Genomic DNA, 17,785 nt, shown 5'->3' on the forward strand with positions numbered 1-17,785 from the left:
CATCCTTGCCATGATGATCATTATGAAAGATTCGTGCCAAACGCCGGGGCAGGGTCCGGCGGAAGGGCAGGAAGACCCGAACCCCGCATCACCTGTTTGTTTCATTGACTTCCCCGTGCGCATCGTCTACGTTGGAAAAACCTTTGATATCCATAGATTCATTCCCCCCTCCCCGCCCGCGGCAGGGGGTGAGGAGGGCCTTGCAATCAGGCACCCTCACAGTGATCCCCTCCCGTCGAGGGAAGGGAAACGTGAGGGCCGTTTCCCGGGTGTCTTCATGCGAGTGGGCATCATCCACACGGCTTCATCCCCCTGCGGGTGCGCAGCGGCCGTCTCCCGGGGACTGGCGTCCCTCGGACACGACGCGCTCATCGTCGACTCGGAGCAGGTCGAGTTCCGCATCGCCGAACTGGCCGCACACTGCGACATCGTCATCGACCACACGGACACCTACCGCGGCCACGGACGCCTGCGGTCCCTCGTGCGCTCCCTTCTCGAGTCCCACGGAATCGTGATCGCCGGCTCCGATGCGAGGGCCTGTGCCCTTGCCGACGACAAGGCCGCGGCGAAGGCCCGTCTCGGGGCTGCCGGCATCCCCGTTGCGCCGGGCGTGCTCTGCGCCTCGGCGGACGACCCGATCCCGTCCTGGCTCCGTCCGCCGTACATCCTGAAGCCGTCCGCAGAGCACATGAGCCGCGGGCTTGTCGTCGCCCGCAGCGAGGCCGAGGCCCGCGGCAGCCTCGGTGAGCTGCTCGCCCGTTACGGCCAGCCCGTCCTCGTGGAGATGTTCGTCCCCGGCCGGGAACTCGCCGTCTCCGTCGTGGACGGGGAGGTGCTGCCCCCCCTGGAATGGATCACGGAAGGCGGGGACACCGGCGTCCTGACGGAGGCCTTCAAGCTCCGGGACGTCCGGCCGGGACGACGTGATGCGGTGAGGGCCGAGCTAGCGCCGGACGAATCCCGTGCGCTGGCCGAACTCAGCCTGGCCGCCTTCCGGGCGCTGGGGCTCAGGGACTACGGCCGCTTCGACGTGCGCCGCTCGCCGGGGGGGAGCCTCTTCTTCATGGAGGCCAACGTCACGCCGAGCATGGAGCCCGAGGAGGCGCTTGCCCTGTCGGCGCGATGGGCGGGCATGGATTTCCCGGCCCTGCTCCGGCGGATCCTGGCCGCGGCGCTCGGGCGCCGCCCCGCAGCAAACCGGGGTATCCGGGAGATGACGGTCGAGCTGCCGGCCGGGCCCGTCAGGCTCCGGGTCCCGGCGGGCGTGCACCTGCCCCCGCCTTCCACGGTGGAACTTGCCCGCCTGCTCGACATCCGGCCCGGGGAGAGGGTTCTCGATCTGGGCTGCGGCAGCGGTCTCCTTTCCCTCGCGGCGGCGAAAGGGGGCGCGGGGCGGGTCGTGGCCGTCGACATCGATCCCCGGGCGCTCGGCGCAACGGCCGAAAACGCAGGCCTCAACGGCTTTTCCGATCGCATCGAGACGCGCGCCGGCTCCTGGTACGAGGCCCTTGCGGGGGGCGAGCGCTTCGACGCGGTCATCGCCACGCCCCCCCAGACGCCCGGCCGCAGGCCCTTCGGGCCCCGCTACGGGGGGGCCGACGGGGCGCGGCACCTCCTGGCCGTCATCGACGGCGCCCCCGGCCGGCTCGACCCGCAGTGCGGCCGGCTCTGGCTGGCGGCGATCTCGATCGCGAACGTCCCCGCGGTGATGGCAAGGCTCCGGGAGCGCTTCACGGGGGTGGAGGTCGCCGGGGAAACGGAGCGGCCCTTCACGGCCCGCGAGTACGACGCGATGGACGAGGGGCTCTTCGACTACCTCGAGTCCCTGCGCCGCCGCGGCGTTGCGCAGTTCCACGAGGTCTTCGGCGGCGAGTACGTCTTTCGCAACCTCTTCATCCGCGCATCGGGGGTGAAGGCCCCATGAGACGTCTCATCGTCAATGCCGACGATCTCGGGGCCGACGAGGGGCGCAACGAGGGCATCTTCGAGGCGATGCGGGCGGGGGTCGTGACGAGCGCGAGCATCCTGCCCAACGGGCCCGCCCTGGAGCACGCCCTGGAAGGGATCCGGTCGGGCGGCTTCGATCGGGTCTCGTTCGGGGTCCACCTGAATCTCAGCGAGGGCCGGCCGCTGTCGCGACAGCTTGCAACTCTCACGGGTCCGGACGGCGGCTTCCTCGGCAAGGCCGCGGCGCACCGGCTGCTCATGCAGGCGGGGCATCAGGCCCTCGAAGAGGACATCGCGGCGGAGACCGCCCTGCAGATCGCCCGGCTCCTCGATGCCGGGGTCGCCGTCACCCACATCGACGGCCACCAGCACGTCCACGTCTTCCCCGCGGCCCTGCACATTGTCGCGGAAACCGCCAGGGGCCTCGGCATCCGGAGGATGCGCATCCCCGACGAGACGATCCCGCCCGGCGGCGACGGCGCCGCCGCGGATCTCCCGGAGGAGGCCCGGCGCTTCTCGATTCTCGGCCGCGGGGCCCGGGAGTCCCTCGGCGGGTTGGGGCTCGCGTCGAGCGATCATTTCCGGGGCCTGCTGCTGAAGGGCCGGCTCGATCTGCGGGGGCTGCTGCTGCTCATCGAGACGCTTCCCGAGGGCACGACGGAGCTGATGGTCCACCCGGGCCGCGTGCCGGAGACGGACCCCTTCTCGGCGTTTTCCTCCGCGGACCGCGAGCGGGAGCTCGAGGCCCTCCTGCACCCCCGTTTCCGGCTTGCCCTGCAGGCGGCCGGGGTGATATTGGTGTCCTTCCGGGAGATCGGATCGTGAAACCCTTCAAGCTTCTCATCCTCACGCCGACGGCCCTGCCGGCCGTGACGGGCAACGCCATGACGGCTGAGCGCTGGCGGCGCTCGCTCGTCGGCATGGGGCTCGACGTGCGGGTCATTGCGACCGAGGGGGGCACGGCAGAGGATCTCGCCGGGGACGTCGGCCGCTTCCGGCCTGACGTGCTCCATGTGCACAACGCCTACCGCACCGGCGGGCTCCTTCTCGAGCCGCCGCTGGAGAGGGCCTGGGGGACACTGCCCCTCGTGGTATCGCCCTCGGGTACTGACTTGAACATCGAGTCGCTCGTGGAGGAGAGGCGGGAGGTCGTCAGACGGGTCCTGCACAGGGCGGACGCGATCGTCGTCCAGAGCGAAGAGGGCAGGGCACGCCTCCGGGACATCGCGCCGGAGGGCATGGAGCGGGTTTCCCTCGTCCCGAAGTCCTTCGTCTGGCTCGGCGAGGAGGCCCACGATCTTCGGGCGCCCTTCGGCGATGCCCCCGGCTGCGTCCTTTTCTTTATGCCGGCGGGCATCCGGCCCGTGAAGGGGAACCTGGAATGCCTGCTCGCACTCGAGAAGGCCCACGGCCTTCGGCCGCAGCTGCGCGCCGTGTTTGCCGGGCCCCCCATCGACCGGGCCTACGCGGAGCGCTTTCGCCGTGAAGCGGAGCGGCTGTGTGCCTTTGCGCGGTGGGTCCCGCCCATCGAGCCCGCGGCCATGCGGTCGGCCTACGGATCGGCCGATGTGGTGGTCAACGGCTCCCTGTCGGAAGGGCTCTCCAACGTCCTCATCGAGGGCAGGGCGGCAGGCAAGCCCCTGCTCGCCTCGGACATCCCCGGAAACCGCTGGCCCGTCCTGGGGGACTTGGGCGATGCCCCCATGGGGCTGCTCTTCGACCCGTCGGACCCCGCGGATTTCGTCGACAAGGCGCTTCGCCTCATCGACGATGCGGCGCTGAGGCGATCCCTCGGCGAGGCCGGCGCCGCCTACGCGCGGCGCATGCCTGGGCCCTCGGACGAGGCGCGGGCGCTCGTGGCTGTCTACGAGACGGCGATGGAACGCAGCCCGAAGCAGGCGGTGTCGGGCTTCGGGCCCCGTGAAAAGACGGAAGTCAAGAGGGCAGGCGGTCAGGGATCGTGAGCCTGCCTTCAGCCCTTCTTCAGCTGGTCGGCCACGGCCTGGGTGGCCTTTGCGACGGCCTCAGGGTCTCCCAGGTAATAGCTGCGGATGGGGGTCAGATCGTCGTTGAGCTCATAGACGAGGGGGATCCCTGTGGGGATGTTGAGCTCCACGATCTCGTTGTCGGGGATGTTGTCGAGGTACTTGACGAGGGCCCGCAGGCTGTTGCCGTGGGCGACGATGACGACGCGCCGGCCCGAGCGGACGGCGGGTGCGATCGTCTCGTGCCAGTAGGGCAGGAACCGTTCCACCGTGTCCTTGAGGCACTCCGTGAGAGGGATCTCCTCGGGCCTGAGGCCCGCGTAGCGGGGGTCCTTTCCGTTCCAGCGCGGGTCGTCGGGGGTGAGTGCCGGGGGGCGGATGTCGTAGCTCCGGCGCCAGATCTGGACCTGCTTCTCGCCGTGTTTGTCGGCCGTCTCCTTCTTGTTGAGCCCCTGCAGCGCCCCGTAGTGGCGCTCGTTGAGCCGCCAGCTGTTGTGGACGGGGATCCACATGAGGTCCATCTCCTCCAGGACGATCCAGAGGGTCTTGATGGCGCGCTTGAGCACGGACGTGAAGGCGACGTCGAAGACGTACCCCTCTTTCGCGAGAATTCTCCCGCCCTGGTGGGCCTCCTCGATGCCCTTCGCGGTGAGTCCCACGTCCGTCCACCCCGTGAACCGGTTCTCCTGGTTCCAGGTGCTTTCGCCGTGGCGGATCAGAACGAGCTTCTTCATGGATCGGTCCTTTCGACGGGAGGGTGAGCGCACCGGCGGGTTCGGCGGATGCCCTGCCGCCCGCGGCTCTCTGAACGGCATCTATACCCCTTTTGTGCTCCGCAGGTCAACGATTTCCATCCGGTGATTCGCCTCGGGGTGCTTCGAGGAGGGGCCTTCGGTGAGCACCGCCAGCTCTCCCGCAACCCCGTTGTCGGCAAGCCACCGCCCGATGTAGCCCTTCCAGTCCTCGGGGTGTTCCGGCTCGAAGACGGCGTGAACGCCCCAGGTGAACTGCAGGCGCTGGCAGGTGGCCTCGACGGCGCTCACGGCGACGATCCACACGGGCAGCCGGTAGCGGGCGATGATCCGCGCCGTGGCCCCGCTGCGCGTCGGGACGAAGACGGCGGCCGGCGTCACGCGGTCCACCGTGGTCCGGACGCTCGTCGAGATGAGGTCGGTGAGGCTCACCCGGTCCCCGCGGCGCTGGGTCCGGATGAGCTCGGCGGCCACGCCGGGCAGGGCCGGCTCCGTGACGGCGGCGATCCGCGCCAGCATGGCCGTCGCCTCGACGGGGTAGCGCCCGATGGCCGACTCGCCCGAGAGCATCACGCAGTCCGTCCCGTCGAGGATGGCGTTGGCCACGTCGGTGGCCTCGGCCCGCGTGGGCCTTCGGCTGGCCGTCATGGACTCGAGCATCTGGGTGGCCGTGATCACGGGCTTGCCGGCGAGGTTCGCCTTCGCCATGAGCCGCTTCTGGACCAGGGCGATCTGCTCGATGGGGATCTCGACGCCCAGGTCCCCCCGGGCGATCATGAGGCCGTCGGCCGCCTCGAGCAGGTCGTCGATGCCGTCGAGCGCCCGGGCGCGCTCGATCTTGGCGATGACGAGCGGGTGATAGGCCATGGCATGGGCCGCCTCGCGCACCGCCGCGATGTCCGAGGCCCGCTCGACGAAGGACTGGCTCACCGCGTCAATCCCCTCGCCGGCCGCGAAGCGCAGCCACCGGCGGTCCTCGTCGGTGAAGGCGCTGATCCCCAGGTCGATGCCCGGCAGGTTGAGGCCCACCCGGGACCGGAGCTCGCCGCCCACGGCGACCCGGCACCGGACGTCCGTCCCGCTCACCTCCTGCACCTCCAGCTGGACGATCCCGTCGTTGAGAAAGAGGGTGTCGCCCCGCCTCACCACGTCGGGCAGGCGGGAGAAGGAGGTGGAAGCCCCTGCGCCGTCCCCCGTCGTCTCCCGTGTCGTCAGGGTGAAGGGCTCGCCCGCATGGAGCTCGACGGGCTCGCGGGCCAGCTGACCGATGCGGATCTTCGGGCCCGGCAGGTCCCCGAGGATGGCCACGCGGCGCCCGGCCGCCCGCGCGGCGGCGCGGACGTTCCCGATGACCCGGCGGTGACGCTCGTAGTCCCCGTGGGAGAAATTGAGCCTCGCGATGTTCATCCCGGCCCGGATCATCCTCTCCAGCGTTTCCGGGGACTCCGAGGCGGGGCCGATCGTGCAGATGATCTTCGTCTTGTGGTCGGGAAAGGGCATGATACCTCTGAGAGCTCCTGACTTCTCAACTTCCTTGTTTTCACTGCCTGGCCGTCCGCACGTTGCGCGGCACCTTTTCGCCGCAGTTCGTCCGGAAGGGGTTGATGTCGAGGCCGCCGCGCCGCGTGTAGCGGGCGTAGACCGTGAGACGCGCCGGGCGGCAGCGGCGCAGGATGTCCATGAAGATGCGCTCGGTGCAATGCTCGTGAAACCCGCCGTGCCGCCGGAAGGAGACGAGGTACCGCAGAAGGCCCGCCCGGTCGATCCGGGGCCCGCTGTAGCGGATCTGGATGCCGGCCCAGTCCGGCTGGCCCGTCAGGGGGCAGTTGGTCTTCAGGAGATTCGAGACGAGCGTCTCCTCGGCGGGCGCCGGCCCCGTCCGGAGATGGCCGGGGTTCGGGCTGTAATCCCGGGTCTCCACGTCGATCGCGTCGATGCTCTCCCCGTCCAGCTCCTCGATCCGCTCGTCGCCGAAATCCTCGGGCAGCCGGATCTCCACGCCGACGGGCGCGCCGCAGGCGCCCCCCAGGTCCCGGCGCAGGGTCTCCCGCAGGTCCTCCGGGGACGCGACGGGCGTCTGGTTGAACGAGTTGAGGTAGAGCTTGAGGGACTTCGATTCGACGAGGTTCGGCGTGTCGGCGGGCACGACGAACGTCGCCATGGCCACCTGCGGCTTGCCCTTGGGGTCGAGCCACGACAGCTCGTAGGCCGTCCAGATGTCCGCGCCGCTAAAGGGCAGGGAGTCCCCGATGCCGAGCTCCATGCGGTGCGGCGTCCGCGGCACCGGCTGCAGAAGCCCCGGGTCGTAGGTGTCCCTGTAGGGCGGAACGGTCATATCCCCGCTTCACTTTCTCCTGATCAGCTTTTCCGTGTCGTAGCCCAGCCCGCGGGCGATCGCGACAAGCTCGGCATAGCGCGCCTCGTCGAGGGACGGCGTCCGGGCCATGATCCAGAGGTTGCGGCGGTCCGGCGTCCCGACGATCACCGTCTGATAGGCCTCGTCGAGATAGAGGACCCAGTAATTCCCCTGGGGCTGTGACGGGATGAGGGGCGCGAACCAGCTGTCGAAACGGACCTCCAGCCTGGCGTTTTTCCCCCCGTCCACCGCGCGGGCCGTGCCGGTGATGGATTCCCTGCCCCCGGCGGCGGTCTCGCACTCGTTCAGCACGGAGAGCCCGCCCGTCTCGAGGAGCCCGTAGGTGGCCTGGGAGCGAAGGCAGCTGCGCTGGAACCACATCGGGAGCCTGGCGATCTCGTACCAGGTCCCCTGGTAGCGGGCGGGATCGACGCGGGCGACCGTCGGGGGGGCCTTCGCCGGGTCGAACGCCGCCGGGCCCGCGCAGGCGCACAGGGCCGCGCAAAGAACCGCCGCGGCGAGAACCGCTGCCCCGTTTCGGACAGGAAGTCCCGCGATGTCTGCCCGTCGTCCACTCTGCATGGTCTTCGCATCCTTTCTCCCTGGCGCCGATGGGTCAGTCTTTCATGAGGATCTCCAGGAGGTCCTCTTCCATCGAACGGCGCGGCCTCTCCACGATCCGGCCCCGCTCGATGCCGTCGCGAAGGACGACCACCGTCGGCACGCTCCGGACCCCGAACTTCTCCGACATCCCCAGGCCTTCCCTCTTGTCCCGGTCCACGCCGTAGAGGGCGAGCCGGAGGTCCTTGTTGCCCGCCGCATCGAGAGCGCGCAGCAGCCGGGGGACCTCGCGCAGCGAATCCGGGGACCAGGTCCCGAAGAAGACGAGGAGATCGTAAGAGCCCCGCACGGCGGCAATCTTGTCTACGGCGTCCTTCCGGGGCGTGTAGTCGCGGTAAGGGCTTAAGAAGGACGGGTAGTCGCGGAACAGGCTGCCCTGCGCGACTTTTCCCACGAGCGGGCGTTCGGGTGCAGCCGGCATGGAGGCAAGCGGCCGGGGGGGACCCTCGGGCGGGTAGCCGCCCTTCGCGAGTGCCTCGGCCAGCGCGCCCGCGCTTGTCCGGCTGCCGTCGAAGGCAACGGCGACGGTGTGTTTTTCCATGTCCGTCACCACCTCGAGAACCCCGTCCACCTTCGTCAGGATCCCCCGGATCCTGTCCGCCGTGTCCGGTCACTGGCAGTCCGGGACGGTGAACTCCACGGCCTTCTGCCCCGCGAGGGGCGCCGGGGCCGATGCGGTCAGCAGCAGCGCGGCCAGCAGGAGAACGCCCGGTAACGGAACCCTTCGCTCCATCGGCACGGCCCTTTTGCTACCGGGAGGTCGATGCGATCAGCTTCTCGTCATCGAGGGCGGCCAGGACGGTCCTGACGAAGATCGCGATCCCGCCGCCGTCCCCCGACGGGTTGACGGCCTCGGCCGTGGCGCGCCAGACGAGGGCGGCGGTCCTGGCGTCGAAGAGCCTCGATTCCAGGGTGGCGGTCTCGCTGCGCCTCGTCAGCGGCGGGTCGGGGACCCCCCAGTGCATGTCCATCATCGAATCCCTGCCGACCGACGACGACGAGGGCGCGCCCGACGAACTGAAGGATTCGATGCGGACATCCGTGCGGAGCACCCGTACGATGAGGAAGGCCTCGATCCCCATCCCCTGGCCCGTCTTCGCGAGCTCTTCCCGGCTGATCCTGTCCACGTCGGGGATGCACTCGTAGCAGGCTGCGGCTTCCACGCCCCTGGCGTTGAGCTGGCGGCGGAACTCATCCTCCAGGGGCTGCCTCAGGTCGGGCCGCTTCGTCAGGGCGACGACCATGATCTTCTTGAAGGCCGGGCCCTGGAAGGCCTTGTCCCTCCATTCGTCTTTCATGCGCACCGATGCGCAGGACAGTACCAGCAGGGCTGCAGACAGCAGCACCCCGAGACGTACGAACTTCGTTTTTCCCATGATCCTCCCCTTTCGATGAATCGAGCGGCCCTCCGCGCGGTGACTCCCGTCCGCTCCCCCCTCTTTTCCGCACGTCACTCCAGGTACCCTCTTTCCGGCATCAGGCCGTGGCGCCGCAGCGACTCGCCCGTCGCCGCGATGATGCCGGCCGGGATCCGGATGCCCCCGTGCAGCATGGGGCCCTCCCGGCCCGCCGCCTTCGGGCCGAAGGCCATGAAGTGCTCGATGGCCTTGTTGGCGTTGGTGAAGGCATTGCCGCAGGGGATCTCCGCGACGAGGGCGAAGACCTCGGCCACGGCGCCGGAGATCGCCGCGGAGATCCGCGCCGCCTCGTCGAGGCGCCCCTCCCGGATGCCGTTGACGACGCCCAGCAACCCCGCCGGGAAGCTGTTGGCGGTGCTCAGCAGAAAGCCGTCATACGCCCCGCCGCCCGGGCGCAGCCAGCGGGCATAGTCGCCCTCGGCGCCGCGCACGAGGAACACGCCCCCCGCGTCGACGCCGGAGAGGGCGATGCGGTCGGCGCCGCTCGAATCCTTGAAGAGGATGAGATTGGGGTAGCGGGCGGCAAGCCGGGCGAAGGTCTCCGGCGCCGTCTCGTTGCCCGTGACCTGGGGAAGCTGGTAGAGGGCCACCGGCAGTCCCCTGTCCAGGATGATTTCGAGGGCCGCGCCGATCGTTGCCTGGTCGAGGTCCTTCCCGGCGGGGGGGCAGACGGTGAACCCGCTGACCCCGGCGGCAATCAGGGCCGCCAGGGGATCGGCCTTGCCCGTCATCCGCTTCAAGATGTCGAGGTAGCTGTCGATCAGGGCCGCCACGTCCACCGTCTTCTTCCGGAGGGCGCCCAGCAGCAGGGCTACCCCCTTCTGCCGCGCCCTTTCGACGGCGAACCGGACGACGGTGTCCGTCTCGGCGTCGTCGAGGTCCCAGCCGTCGCCCGTCGAGCCGGGGACGAGGTATCCCTTGACGTGGGGCATCATCCACGCCAGGTGGGCCTCCATCCGCTTCAAGTCGATCCGGCGCGCGGCGTCGAAGTGCGTCAGCGGCGGGCACCACAGCGGCGGGATCCCGCGCGGGAAGAGAAGCTGCTGGAGATTTTTTCTTTTCGCGGCAACGCTGCCCATGGTAGTCTGACCCTCGGGTGGATTCGGAGAATCGCTGACAGGATACCCTAAAGCGGGGATTCCGGCAACGGCGGATCGACGGGCGTCTTCGCGGGCGGCCCCGGTCCGCACCATCCGGAAGGAGGGAGAACGATGAGAAAACAGGCTGCTGCGGTCGCGATGTGTCTTTTCGCCGCCGTGTCCGCCGCCCGGGCGGCCGACATGACGGATCTGCTCAAGGCCGTCCCGGTGCCCGCCGTGACGGGCACGGCGCAGGACTCCGGCACCGTCGCCTCGGGCCTGAAGGAGGCCCTCTCCGTGGGCACGAAGAATGCCGTGGGCCTGCTGTCGAAAAAGGACGGCTACTTCGGCAACGAGGCCGTGAGGATCCTCCTGCCCGAGAATCTGCGCCGCGTGGGCGACGCCCTGCGCATGGCGGGCTACCGGAAGGAGGTGGACGCCTTCATCCTCAGCATGAACCGGGCGGCGGAGAGGGCGGCGCCGAAGGCGGCCGACATCTTCGCCGGGGCCATCCGCGAGATGTCCATCGGCGATGCGCAGAAGATCCTGGGCGGCGGCAACACGGCGGCCACGGAGTACTTCCGGTCGAAGACCTCGCCGCGGCTCTTCGAGGCCTTCAAGCCCGAGATCTCGCAGAGCATGAACGAGGTGGGCGTGACGAAGGCCTACAAGGCCATGACCGACCGGTACGCGTCGATGATGCCCTTCGTGAAGATGGACGCCCTCGATCTCGACAAGTACGTGACGGACAAGTCCCTCGAAGGCCTGTTTACCATGGTGGGGCAGGAGGAGACGAAGATCCGCACCAACCCCGCCGCGAGGACGACGGAGCTGCTCAGGAAGGTCTTCACGAAGTAGCTTCGCACCGGGTAAAAAAATCCCCCTCTTTCCCCCTTTGGCAAAGGGGGAGCAAGGGGGATTTTTCAGAACAAACCTACTTCGACTGCAGCACGCGGCCGATCGTCATGATCTCCGCTTCCTTCGTGCCCTCGTAGAGCTCGAGGATCTTGGCATCGCGGTAGTACTTCTGGACGGCGTACTCGTCGATGTAGCCGTAGCCCCCGTGGAGCTCGACGGCGTTGTTGGCGCAGAAGACGGCCACCTGCCCGCCGAGGAACTTCGCCATCGCCGACAAGGTGTAGTCGGGCTTGCCGATGTCGAAGGTCCAGGCCGCCCGGTAGGTCAGGGTCCGCAGGGCCTCGATCTGGATCGCCATCTCGGCGAGCTTCTTCTGGGTGAGCTGGTAGGAGCCCAGCGGCGCCCCGAAGGCCGTGCGCTCCTTGCAGTACTTCACGCTGGCCTCGAGGCAGGCCATCGAGAGGCCCAGGGCCTGCCCGGCGATCATGGAGCGCGTCGTGTCGAAGAAGTGCATGAGCTGGTAGAAGCCCCGCCCGTCCTTGCCCAGGAGGTTCGACTGCGGCACCCGCACGTCCTCGAAGGCGATCTCGGCCGTGTCGCTGGCGCGAATGCCCATCTTGCCCTTGATCTTGTTGCGGGTGATGCCCTTGGTGTTGGCATCCACGATGATCATGCTGAAGCTGTTGTGCTTCTTCTCCTCGGGCTTCGTGATGGCCTGGACGACCATGAAGTCGCAGACCGTGCCGTTGGTGATGAACATCTTGTTGCCGTTGATGACGAAGTCGCTGCCGTCGCGCACGGCGCGCGTCTTGTAGCCCGCCACGTCGGTGCCCGCGTTGGGCTCCGTGTAGGCGCCCGCGGAGACCCACTCGCCCCGGCAGACCGGCGGCAGGTACTTGTGCTTCTGCTCCTCCGTGCCGTTCTGGAGGATCGCCTCGCACCCGAAGGCGGCGGCGATCACGTTGAGCCCGATCCCCATGTCCACGCGGGAGAGCTCCTCGGTGATGATCGCGTTGCCCAGGAAGCCCGCGCCGGGGCCGCCGTACTCCTCGGGGACCCAGGCCCCGACGAGGCCGTTCTCGGCGGCCTTCTTGCGGATCTCGGGGGTGTACTTCTCGTGCTCGTCGCACTCCCGGATCAGGGGCGTGAACTCCGCCACGGCGAACTTGTAGGCCATCTCCCTCAACATCTTGAGTTCATCGGACAGCTCGAAATCCATCTCTTCTCTCCTTTCGTGGGGGACCGGGCGGGAAGGGCGTCTTGTTGCTCCCCGCCGGCCCCGTGTTTGGTCGGCGGCGTTAGCCGCGCTTGTTGCTGTTGCGCCAGATGCCCTGGGCCTCGGCGGCCTTGATCAGCTCGTCGCGCGTGTCGGGGTGGGCGATGTTGATGAGCCCCTCGGCGCGCTGCCAGGTGTTCTTGCCCTTCATGTTGACCTTGCCGAACTCGGTGACGACGATGTGGTTGATCGTCCTCGAGACGGTGACGATGCCGCCCGGGGGCAGGTAGGGGACGATCCGCGATCGGATCTTGCCCTCCTTGTCCTTGTAGCTCGAGGGCAGGCAGACGATGGACTTGCCGCCCTTGGACTCGTATCCCGCCAGCACGAAGTCCAGCTGGCCGCCCGTGCCCGTGATCTGCCGGAAGCCCGAGGACTCGGAGCAGACCTGCCCGTAGAGGTCCACCTCGATGGCGTTGTTGATCGTCACGACGTTGTCGTTGAGGGCGACGATGGAGGGCTTGTTGGTGTAGTTCACCGGGTAGGTGGCGCACCAGGGGTTGTCGTTGATGAAATCGTAGAGGATCTGCGTCCCCAGGGCGAAGGTGTAGACCATCTTGCCGGGGTCGATCTGCTTCTTTCTGCCCGTGAGCTTTCCCGCGTTGAACATGTGGACGTAGGCGTCGACGAGCATCTCCGTGTGGCAGCCCAGGTCCTTGAGGTCCGACTCGGCGATCATCATGCCCACGGCGTTGGGCATGCCGCCGATGCCGAGCTGGATGCAGGAGCCGTCCCTCATTTCCTCGAGGATGTACCAGGCCACCTTCTTGTCCACCTCCGAGGGGGGCGGTGAGGGGATTTGCGTCAGCGGCGGGTTCTCGCCCTCGACGATGTAGTCCACCTCGCTGATGTGGATGCCCTCCTCGTAGCCGCCGAGGCAGCGGGGCTGGTTCTTGTTGACCTCCACGATGACCGTCTTGGCCCGGTCGCACAGGGCCTTGGAGTGCGAGCACTGGGGCCCGAAGTTGAAGAAGCCGTTCTTGTCCATGGGGGTGACCTGGAGCATGAAGACGTCCAGGTCGTCGATCTCCTCGCGGCAGTACCGCGGGACCTCGCAGTACTTGACGGGCGTGTAGTAGACGGGGACGCCCTTGTCGGCGAACTTGCGGTCGGCACCCGAGAAGTGCCAGCTGACCCAGGTGAAGGTCTCGCCCTTGGGGTCGGCGAGGACCACCTCCGGCGCGTAGGCCGTGACGCAGCTGCGGACCTTGACGTCCTTCAGCTCTCCCTTGCGGGCGGCCAGGGCCTTGTCGCAGGCCCGGACCATCCCCAGGAAGGACCCGTACTCCACCCAGTCGCCGGACTTGACGACGCGGGCGGCCTGCTCAGCGGTGACGAGTTTCTTCTTGTACTGGTCCATCAAACTCATAGACTTCCTCCCCCTTTTTTCCGTTTTCTGCTTCCGCACGGTCCCGTCCCCCTGGGGCCGGGCCGTCCGGGTTCACCGTTGCCGTCCCGCCCGCATCGACGGGCCGGGCTTCGATCAGATCATCTCCAGGGCCGTGGCCATGGACACGCCTCCCCCGCCGCACAGGGACGCGAGGCCGAGCGTCTTGCCCCGCTTCTTCATGGCGTGGATGAGCGTCACCATGATGCGGCAGCCCGTCGCCCCCACCGGGTGCCCGAGCCCGCAGCCCGAGCCGTTGACGTTGGTGATCTCCCGGTTGAGGCCGAGCTCCTTCTCGACGGCGACGTACTGCGCGGCGAAGGCCTCGTTGAGCTCGATGAGCTCGAAGTCGGCGAGCTTCAGGCCCGAGCGCTTCATGAGATCGCGCACGGCGGGGGCCGGCCCGATTCCCATGATGGAGGGGTGGCAGCCGCCGTACCCCACGGCCTTGATCCTCGCGATGGGCTTGCAGCCGAGCTCCTTGGCCTTCTCGGCCGTCATGATGACCATGGCCGCTGCGCCGTCGTTGATGCCCGAGGAGTTTCCGGCCGTGACCTTGCCGATCTTGGGCAGGAAGGCCGGGGGCAGGGCCGCGAGCCTCTCCATGGTCAGACCGGGCATGAAGTGCTCGTCCTTGTCGAAGACGACGGGCGGCTTGCCCTTCTTCTGCGGGATCTCGATGGGGACGATCTCCTCCTTGAAGTCGCCCTCCTTCGTGGCCCGCTCCACGTTGTTGTGGCTGCGCAGGGCCACGGCGTCCATCTCCTCGCGGGAGATGTTGTACTTCTGGGCGAGCAGTTCCGCCGTCTGCCCCATGATGTAGGGCTTGCCTTTCAGCGCCTCGATCACAGGGCCTTCCTTCACGGGGCCTTTCTCAGGCCCCGGCTGCAGGCGCGAGCCGCAGTAGAGGGCCTCGATCAGCATGTCGTCGAAGCTCGTGTTCTGGAGGCGGCAGCCCCAGCGCGCGGCCTGCACCGCGTAGGCCACCCCCGACATGTGCTCGACGCCGCCGCCGAGGACCACATCGACGAGGCCCGCCTGGATCATGGCCATGCCGGAGATGACGGCCTCCATGCCGGAGATGCAGACACGGTTGATGGTGACCGCCGTCGAGGTCTCGGGGATGCCCGCTTCGAGGGCCGCCACGCGGGCCACGTTGAGCGCGTTGTAGGGTTCGATGCAGTTGCCGAACCGCACGTCGTTGATGAGAGCGGGGTCGATGCCCGCCCGCCGGACCGCCTCCCTCATCGCAGCGGCGGCGATCTTGTAGGCGTGAACGTCCCTGAGCGTGCCGCCGAAGGACCCGATGGCCGTCCGGCAGGCCGATACGATGACGATGTCTTTCATGATGCACTCCTTGAAGAGGCTAAGGGCGTGCGGCTAAGGGCGAAAGGCGAAGAGGGGGAAGCATTGTCCCGCCCCTCGCCTTTTGCCTTTCGCCATGTGCCTATTTCTTTGTGTAATCGAAAACCCCCTTGCCGCTCTTGCGGCCGAGGCGACCCGCGCGCACCAGCTTCACCAGCAGCGGGGCCGGCCGGTACTTGTCCCCCAGCTCCGCATGGAGGTTGTTGACCACGTGCAGCAGCGTGTCCAGGCCGACGAGGTCCGACAGGGCCAGCGGGCCGATCGGGTGGTTGCAGCCCAGCACCATCCCCTTGTCGATGTCCTCGGCGCTCGCCACCCCCTCGCCCAGCACGAAGAAGGCCTCGTTGAGCATGGGGCACAGGATCCGGTTCACGGCGAAGGCCGGCGCCTCGTTGACGATGATCGTCTCCTTGCCGAGGCTCTTGCCCCACTCCAGAGCGATCCTGAGCGTCTCGTCGGAGGTCTCGTAGCCCTTGATGACCTCGAGGAGCTTCATCACCGGAACGGGGTTGAAGAAGTGGGTGCCGATGAACTTGTCGGGCCGCTTCGTCACGGCCGCCATGGCCGTGATGCTCACCCCCGAGGTGTTGCTGAAGAACAGGCACTCGGGCTTCACGATCCCCTCGAGCTCCTGGAAGACCTTCTTCTTGACCTCGAGCAGCTCGATGATGACCTCGACGACAACGTCGGCGTCGGCCGCGGCCTCCTTGAGGTCCAGCGTGGGCTTGATCCGGCCGAGGATCGCGTCCATGTCGGCCTGGGTGCGCTTGCCCTTCTCGACCTCGCGGGCGAGGTTCTTGCGGATGGTGTTCATGCCGCCGTCGATGAATCTCTGCTCGATGTCGCGCATGGTCACCTCGTAGCCCGCCTGGGCGCACACCTGCGCGATCCCGTTGCCCATCAGTCCCGCTCCCAGCACGCAAACCTTCTTGATTGCCATCGTCCAGTCCCTCCTGTCTTTGGTTTTTCGTTCAACTCGCTGATTCGATTCGATCGTTCTTGGTTTCAGCCCGAAGGGCACCGCCGGGCGCTTCATTCCCGCGCAGCCGGGTGCCCGGGAACCCCTGTGTGTCCCCGGTCCCTGTCGTGCGGACTGCGAATCGACGCGGCGGGCGCGTTGCTGACGGTTCGGCCGCTGAGGCGGGGCCGGGCGGCGCGGGCCCGGACCCTGCGGGCAGACGGGTCGCGGGCGTCCCTCCTTGCCATGCCCCGAGTGCCCGGCAGCGAGACTGAAAGTGAGGCGCCGGGTTGCCATCTCCGCCATGGGATCCCCCGCGGCAACCCGGCGTTGGATTCGGCGCAAGTTACAGATGCTTTAAGGCCTTTATGGTGAAACCGGCGAAAAAATCAATATTAGAAGAATACAACGATAATGTTACAAAAAATGTAAGATGCTACGGGAGCTGGGAGAGATAGGTCTGGAGGTTGATCTTTCGGTTGTTGAGGCCGAGCTTGTGCCGGATGCGGTGGCGGCAGATGTTGACGGCGCTGGGCGTGACGTTGAGGAACTCGGCGATCTCCTTCGTGCTTCGGCCTTCCCTGATCAGGCCGGCCACCTGGAGCTCCCTCGGCGTCAGGTTCATGTGCAGGGCGGTCAGCTTGCTCGAAAAGGGGGCGATGATGTCCCGGAGGTTGGATTCGAGGATGAGGACGCTCGTCCGGTCCACGGGGTCGAGGCGGCCCTTCTTGAGCTTCTCGACGTAGGGCAGGACGAGCTTCTTGACGTTGGTCAAGACCTTCTCCTCCAGCTCGTTGCGGTCCTCCTCGCGGCGTTTCAGCAGCACCCGCAGCGCCGCGTTGAGCTCCTCGAGCTCGCGCGTCTTGTTCTCGAGCTCGCTGCCCCGGACCCGGAGCGCCTCGTCGGCCTTCCGCAGGTCGGTGATGTCCACCATCGAGGCGATGCTCTTGCGCGTCCCCGGGATGAGGTCCACCGTCAGGAAGACGTTCCGGGCCTCGCCGGACTTGTGCAGAAAGCGGAACTCGTAGTTCTTGGGCGGCCCCGCGGGGTCGATCCGGCGCAGGCGGTGGTACTGCTTCATCCGCTCCACGTCCTCGGGCACGACGAATTCCGTCCAGCTCTTCCGGTTCTCCGTCTCCTCCCGCGTCCAGCCGAACCGCTTGACGAACTCGCGGTTGACGAGCGAAATCGTCGTGTCCTCCTCGAGGATCATCGTTGCCGCGCCCGTCGTCTCGAAGAGGGTCCGGTACCAGGTCTCCGATTCCCGCAGCTGTTCCTGCGTGCGCTTCTCCTCGGAGATGTCCATGGAGTTGCCGAGGATGGCCGGCCTGCCGTCGAGCGTGATGGAGGCCACCGTTTCGAGGACCCAGCGGGTCCGGCCCTGTTTCGTCAGGATGCGGAACTCGTGCGGCGAGGCCCGCTCCCCGCGGAGCATGGCCCGGGCGTTCCGCTTCACGGCCTCGCGGTCCTCCGGGTGCACCATGAAGTCCGATTTCTTGCCGATGAGCTCCTCGGTTGAGTAGCCCGCATAGGAGGCTGCGTTGGCGTTGACGAAGCGGAACAGGCCGTCCTGCACGACGTAGATGCCGGCAACGGACTTCTCCGTGAGGGTCCGGAAGAGGTGTTCGCTCTCCTTGAGCGAATCGGCGACCCGGCTCCGCCCTCGCCGGCCTTCGGCGATCATGGCGGCGGCTCGAAAGCTGATCCGGGGGGGCTTCAACCGCGGCACGGGCTCTCTCCTTGTACGCTCCGAGAGACCTTTTACTACAAAGCGGGGGCACGG

The 17,785-nt window shown here is 67.7% G+C and carries 16 protein-coding genes; 4 read left to right on the forward strand and 12 right to left on the reverse strand.

The annotated features are described in order from the left end of the window. The first annotated feature begins 277 nt into the window (after positions 1-277). The 3 genes from HPY67_13665 to HPY67_13675 are packed head-to-tail and all read left to right on the forward strand — an operon-like array spanning position 278 to position 3,911. The gene (locus HPY67_13665; protein NPV05769.1) at positions 278-1,924 is read left to right on the forward strand and encodes a methyltransferase; all 1,647 of its coding nucleotides are present in this window, start codon (positions 278-280) and stop codon (positions 1,922-1,924) included. After that, positions 1,921-2,772 carry a ChbG/HpnK family deacetylase gene (locus HPY67_13670; protein NPV05770.1) on the forward strand — a complete coding sequence of 284 codons (852 nt, stop codon included), beginning with the start codon at positions 1,921-1,923 and terminating at the stop codon, positions 2,770-2,772. Before HPY67_13665 ends, HPY67_13670 begins: the two co-directional genes overlap by 4 nt. Further along, complete coding sequence (locus tag HPY67_13675) at positions 2,769-3,911, forward strand: glycosyltransferase family 4 protein (protein ID NPV05771.1); 1,143 nt, start codon at positions 2,769-2,771, stop codon at positions 3,909-3,911. The genes HPY67_13670 and HPY67_13675 overlap by 4 nt, the downstream gene beginning before the upstream one ends. A gap of 8 nt (positions 3,912-3,919) precedes the next feature. Here the strand turns inward: HPY67_13675 and gpmA are convergent, their stop codons facing one another. The 7 genes from gpmA to HPY67_13710 form a co-directional block, all read right to left on the reverse strand. Beyond that, positions 3,920-4,666: a 2,3-diphosphoglycerate-dependent phosphoglycerate mutase gene (gene gpmA / locus HPY67_13680; protein ID NPV05772.1), complete on the reverse strand. Its 747-nt coding sequence runs from the start codon at positions 4,664-4,666 to the stop codon at positions 3,920-3,922. 81 nt (positions 4,667-4,747) lie between these two features. Continuing rightward, positions 4,748-6,184, reverse strand: a complete 1,437-nt coding sequence (pyk, locus tag HPY67_13685; GenBank protein NPV05773.1) for a pyruvate kinase — start codon at positions 6,182-6,184, stop codon at positions 4,748-4,750. A 40-nt stretch (positions 6,185-6,224) separates the two neighbouring features. Then, positions 6,225-7,019, reverse strand: coding sequence for an NADPH-dependent 7-cyano-7-deazaguanine reductase QueF (gene queF / locus HPY67_13690; GenBank protein ID NPV05774.1), 795 nt, complete (start codon positions 7,017-7,019; stop codon positions 6,225-6,227). Between the two features lie 9 nt (positions 7,020-7,028). Then, complete coding sequence (locus tag HPY67_13695; protein NPV05775.1) at positions 7,029-7,622, reverse strand: lipocalin family protein; 594 nt, start codon at positions 7,620-7,622, stop codon at positions 7,029-7,031. 34 nt (positions 7,623-7,656) lie between these two features. Continuing rightward, the gene (locus HPY67_13700; GenBank protein ID NPV05776.1) at positions 7,657-8,202 is read right to left on the reverse strand and encodes a thioredoxin; all 546 of its coding nucleotides are present in this window, start codon (positions 8,200-8,202) and stop codon (positions 7,657-7,659) included. A gap of 208 nt (positions 8,203-8,410) precedes the next feature. Next, complete coding sequence (locus tag HPY67_13705; protein NPV05777.1) at positions 8,411-9,037, reverse strand: hypothetical protein; 627 nt, start codon at positions 9,035-9,037, stop codon at positions 8,411-8,413. A gap of 74 nt (positions 9,038-9,111) precedes the next feature. Further along, positions 9,112-10,158 carry a dihydrodipicolinate synthase family protein gene (locus HPY67_13710; GenBank protein ID NPV05778.1) on the reverse strand — a complete coding sequence of 349 codons (1,047 nt, stop codon included), beginning with the start codon at positions 10,156-10,158 and terminating at the stop codon, positions 9,112-9,114. 132 nt (positions 10,159-10,290) lie between these two features. Between HPY67_13710 and HPY67_13715 the strand changes: the two genes are divergently transcribed. Then, entirely contained in the window at positions 10,291-11,016 is a 726-nt protein-coding gene (locus tag HPY67_13715) for a DUF4197 domain-containing protein (protein ID NPV05779.1), read from the forward strand. Positions 11,017-11,092: 76 nt separating this feature from the next. Here HPY67_13715 and HPY67_13720 read toward each other — a convergent pair whose 3' ends face one another. The 5 genes from HPY67_13720 to HPY67_13740 form a co-directional block, all read right to left on the reverse strand. After that, positions 11,093-12,235, reverse strand: coding sequence for an acyl-CoA dehydrogenase (locus HPY67_13720; protein NPV05780.1), 1,143 nt, complete (start codon positions 12,233-12,235; stop codon positions 11,093-11,095). A gap of 79 nt (positions 12,236-12,314) precedes the next feature. Beyond that, positions 12,315-13,661: a butyryl-CoA:acetate CoA-transferase gene (locus HPY67_13725; GenBank protein NPV05781.1), complete on the reverse strand. Its 1,347-nt coding sequence runs from the start codon at positions 13,659-13,661 to the stop codon at positions 12,315-12,317. Positions 13,662-13,775: 114 nt separating this feature from the next. Further along, positions 13,776-15,026: a thiolase family protein gene (locus tag HPY67_13730; GenBank protein NPV05782.1), complete on the reverse strand. Its 1,251-nt coding sequence runs from the start codon at positions 15,024-15,026 to the stop codon at positions 13,776-13,778. A gap of 100 nt (positions 15,027-15,126) precedes the next feature. After that, positions 15,127-15,984: a 3-hydroxybutyryl-CoA dehydrogenase gene (locus tag HPY67_13735; GenBank protein NPV05783.1), complete on the reverse strand. Its 858-nt coding sequence runs from the start codon at positions 15,982-15,984 to the stop codon at positions 15,127-15,129. 454 nt (positions 15,985-16,438) lie between these two features. Continuing rightward, positions 16,439-17,731, reverse strand: a complete 1,293-nt coding sequence (locus HPY67_13740; protein NPV05784.1) for a PAS domain S-box protein — start codon at positions 17,729-17,731, stop codon at positions 16,439-16,441. Positions 17,732-17,785 lie beyond the last annotated feature (54 nt).

It is taken from the genome of Syntrophaceae bacterium (assembly GCA_013177795.1).
Classification (GTDB): Bacteria; Desulfobacterota; Syntrophia; order Syntrophales; family UBA2192; genus UBA2192.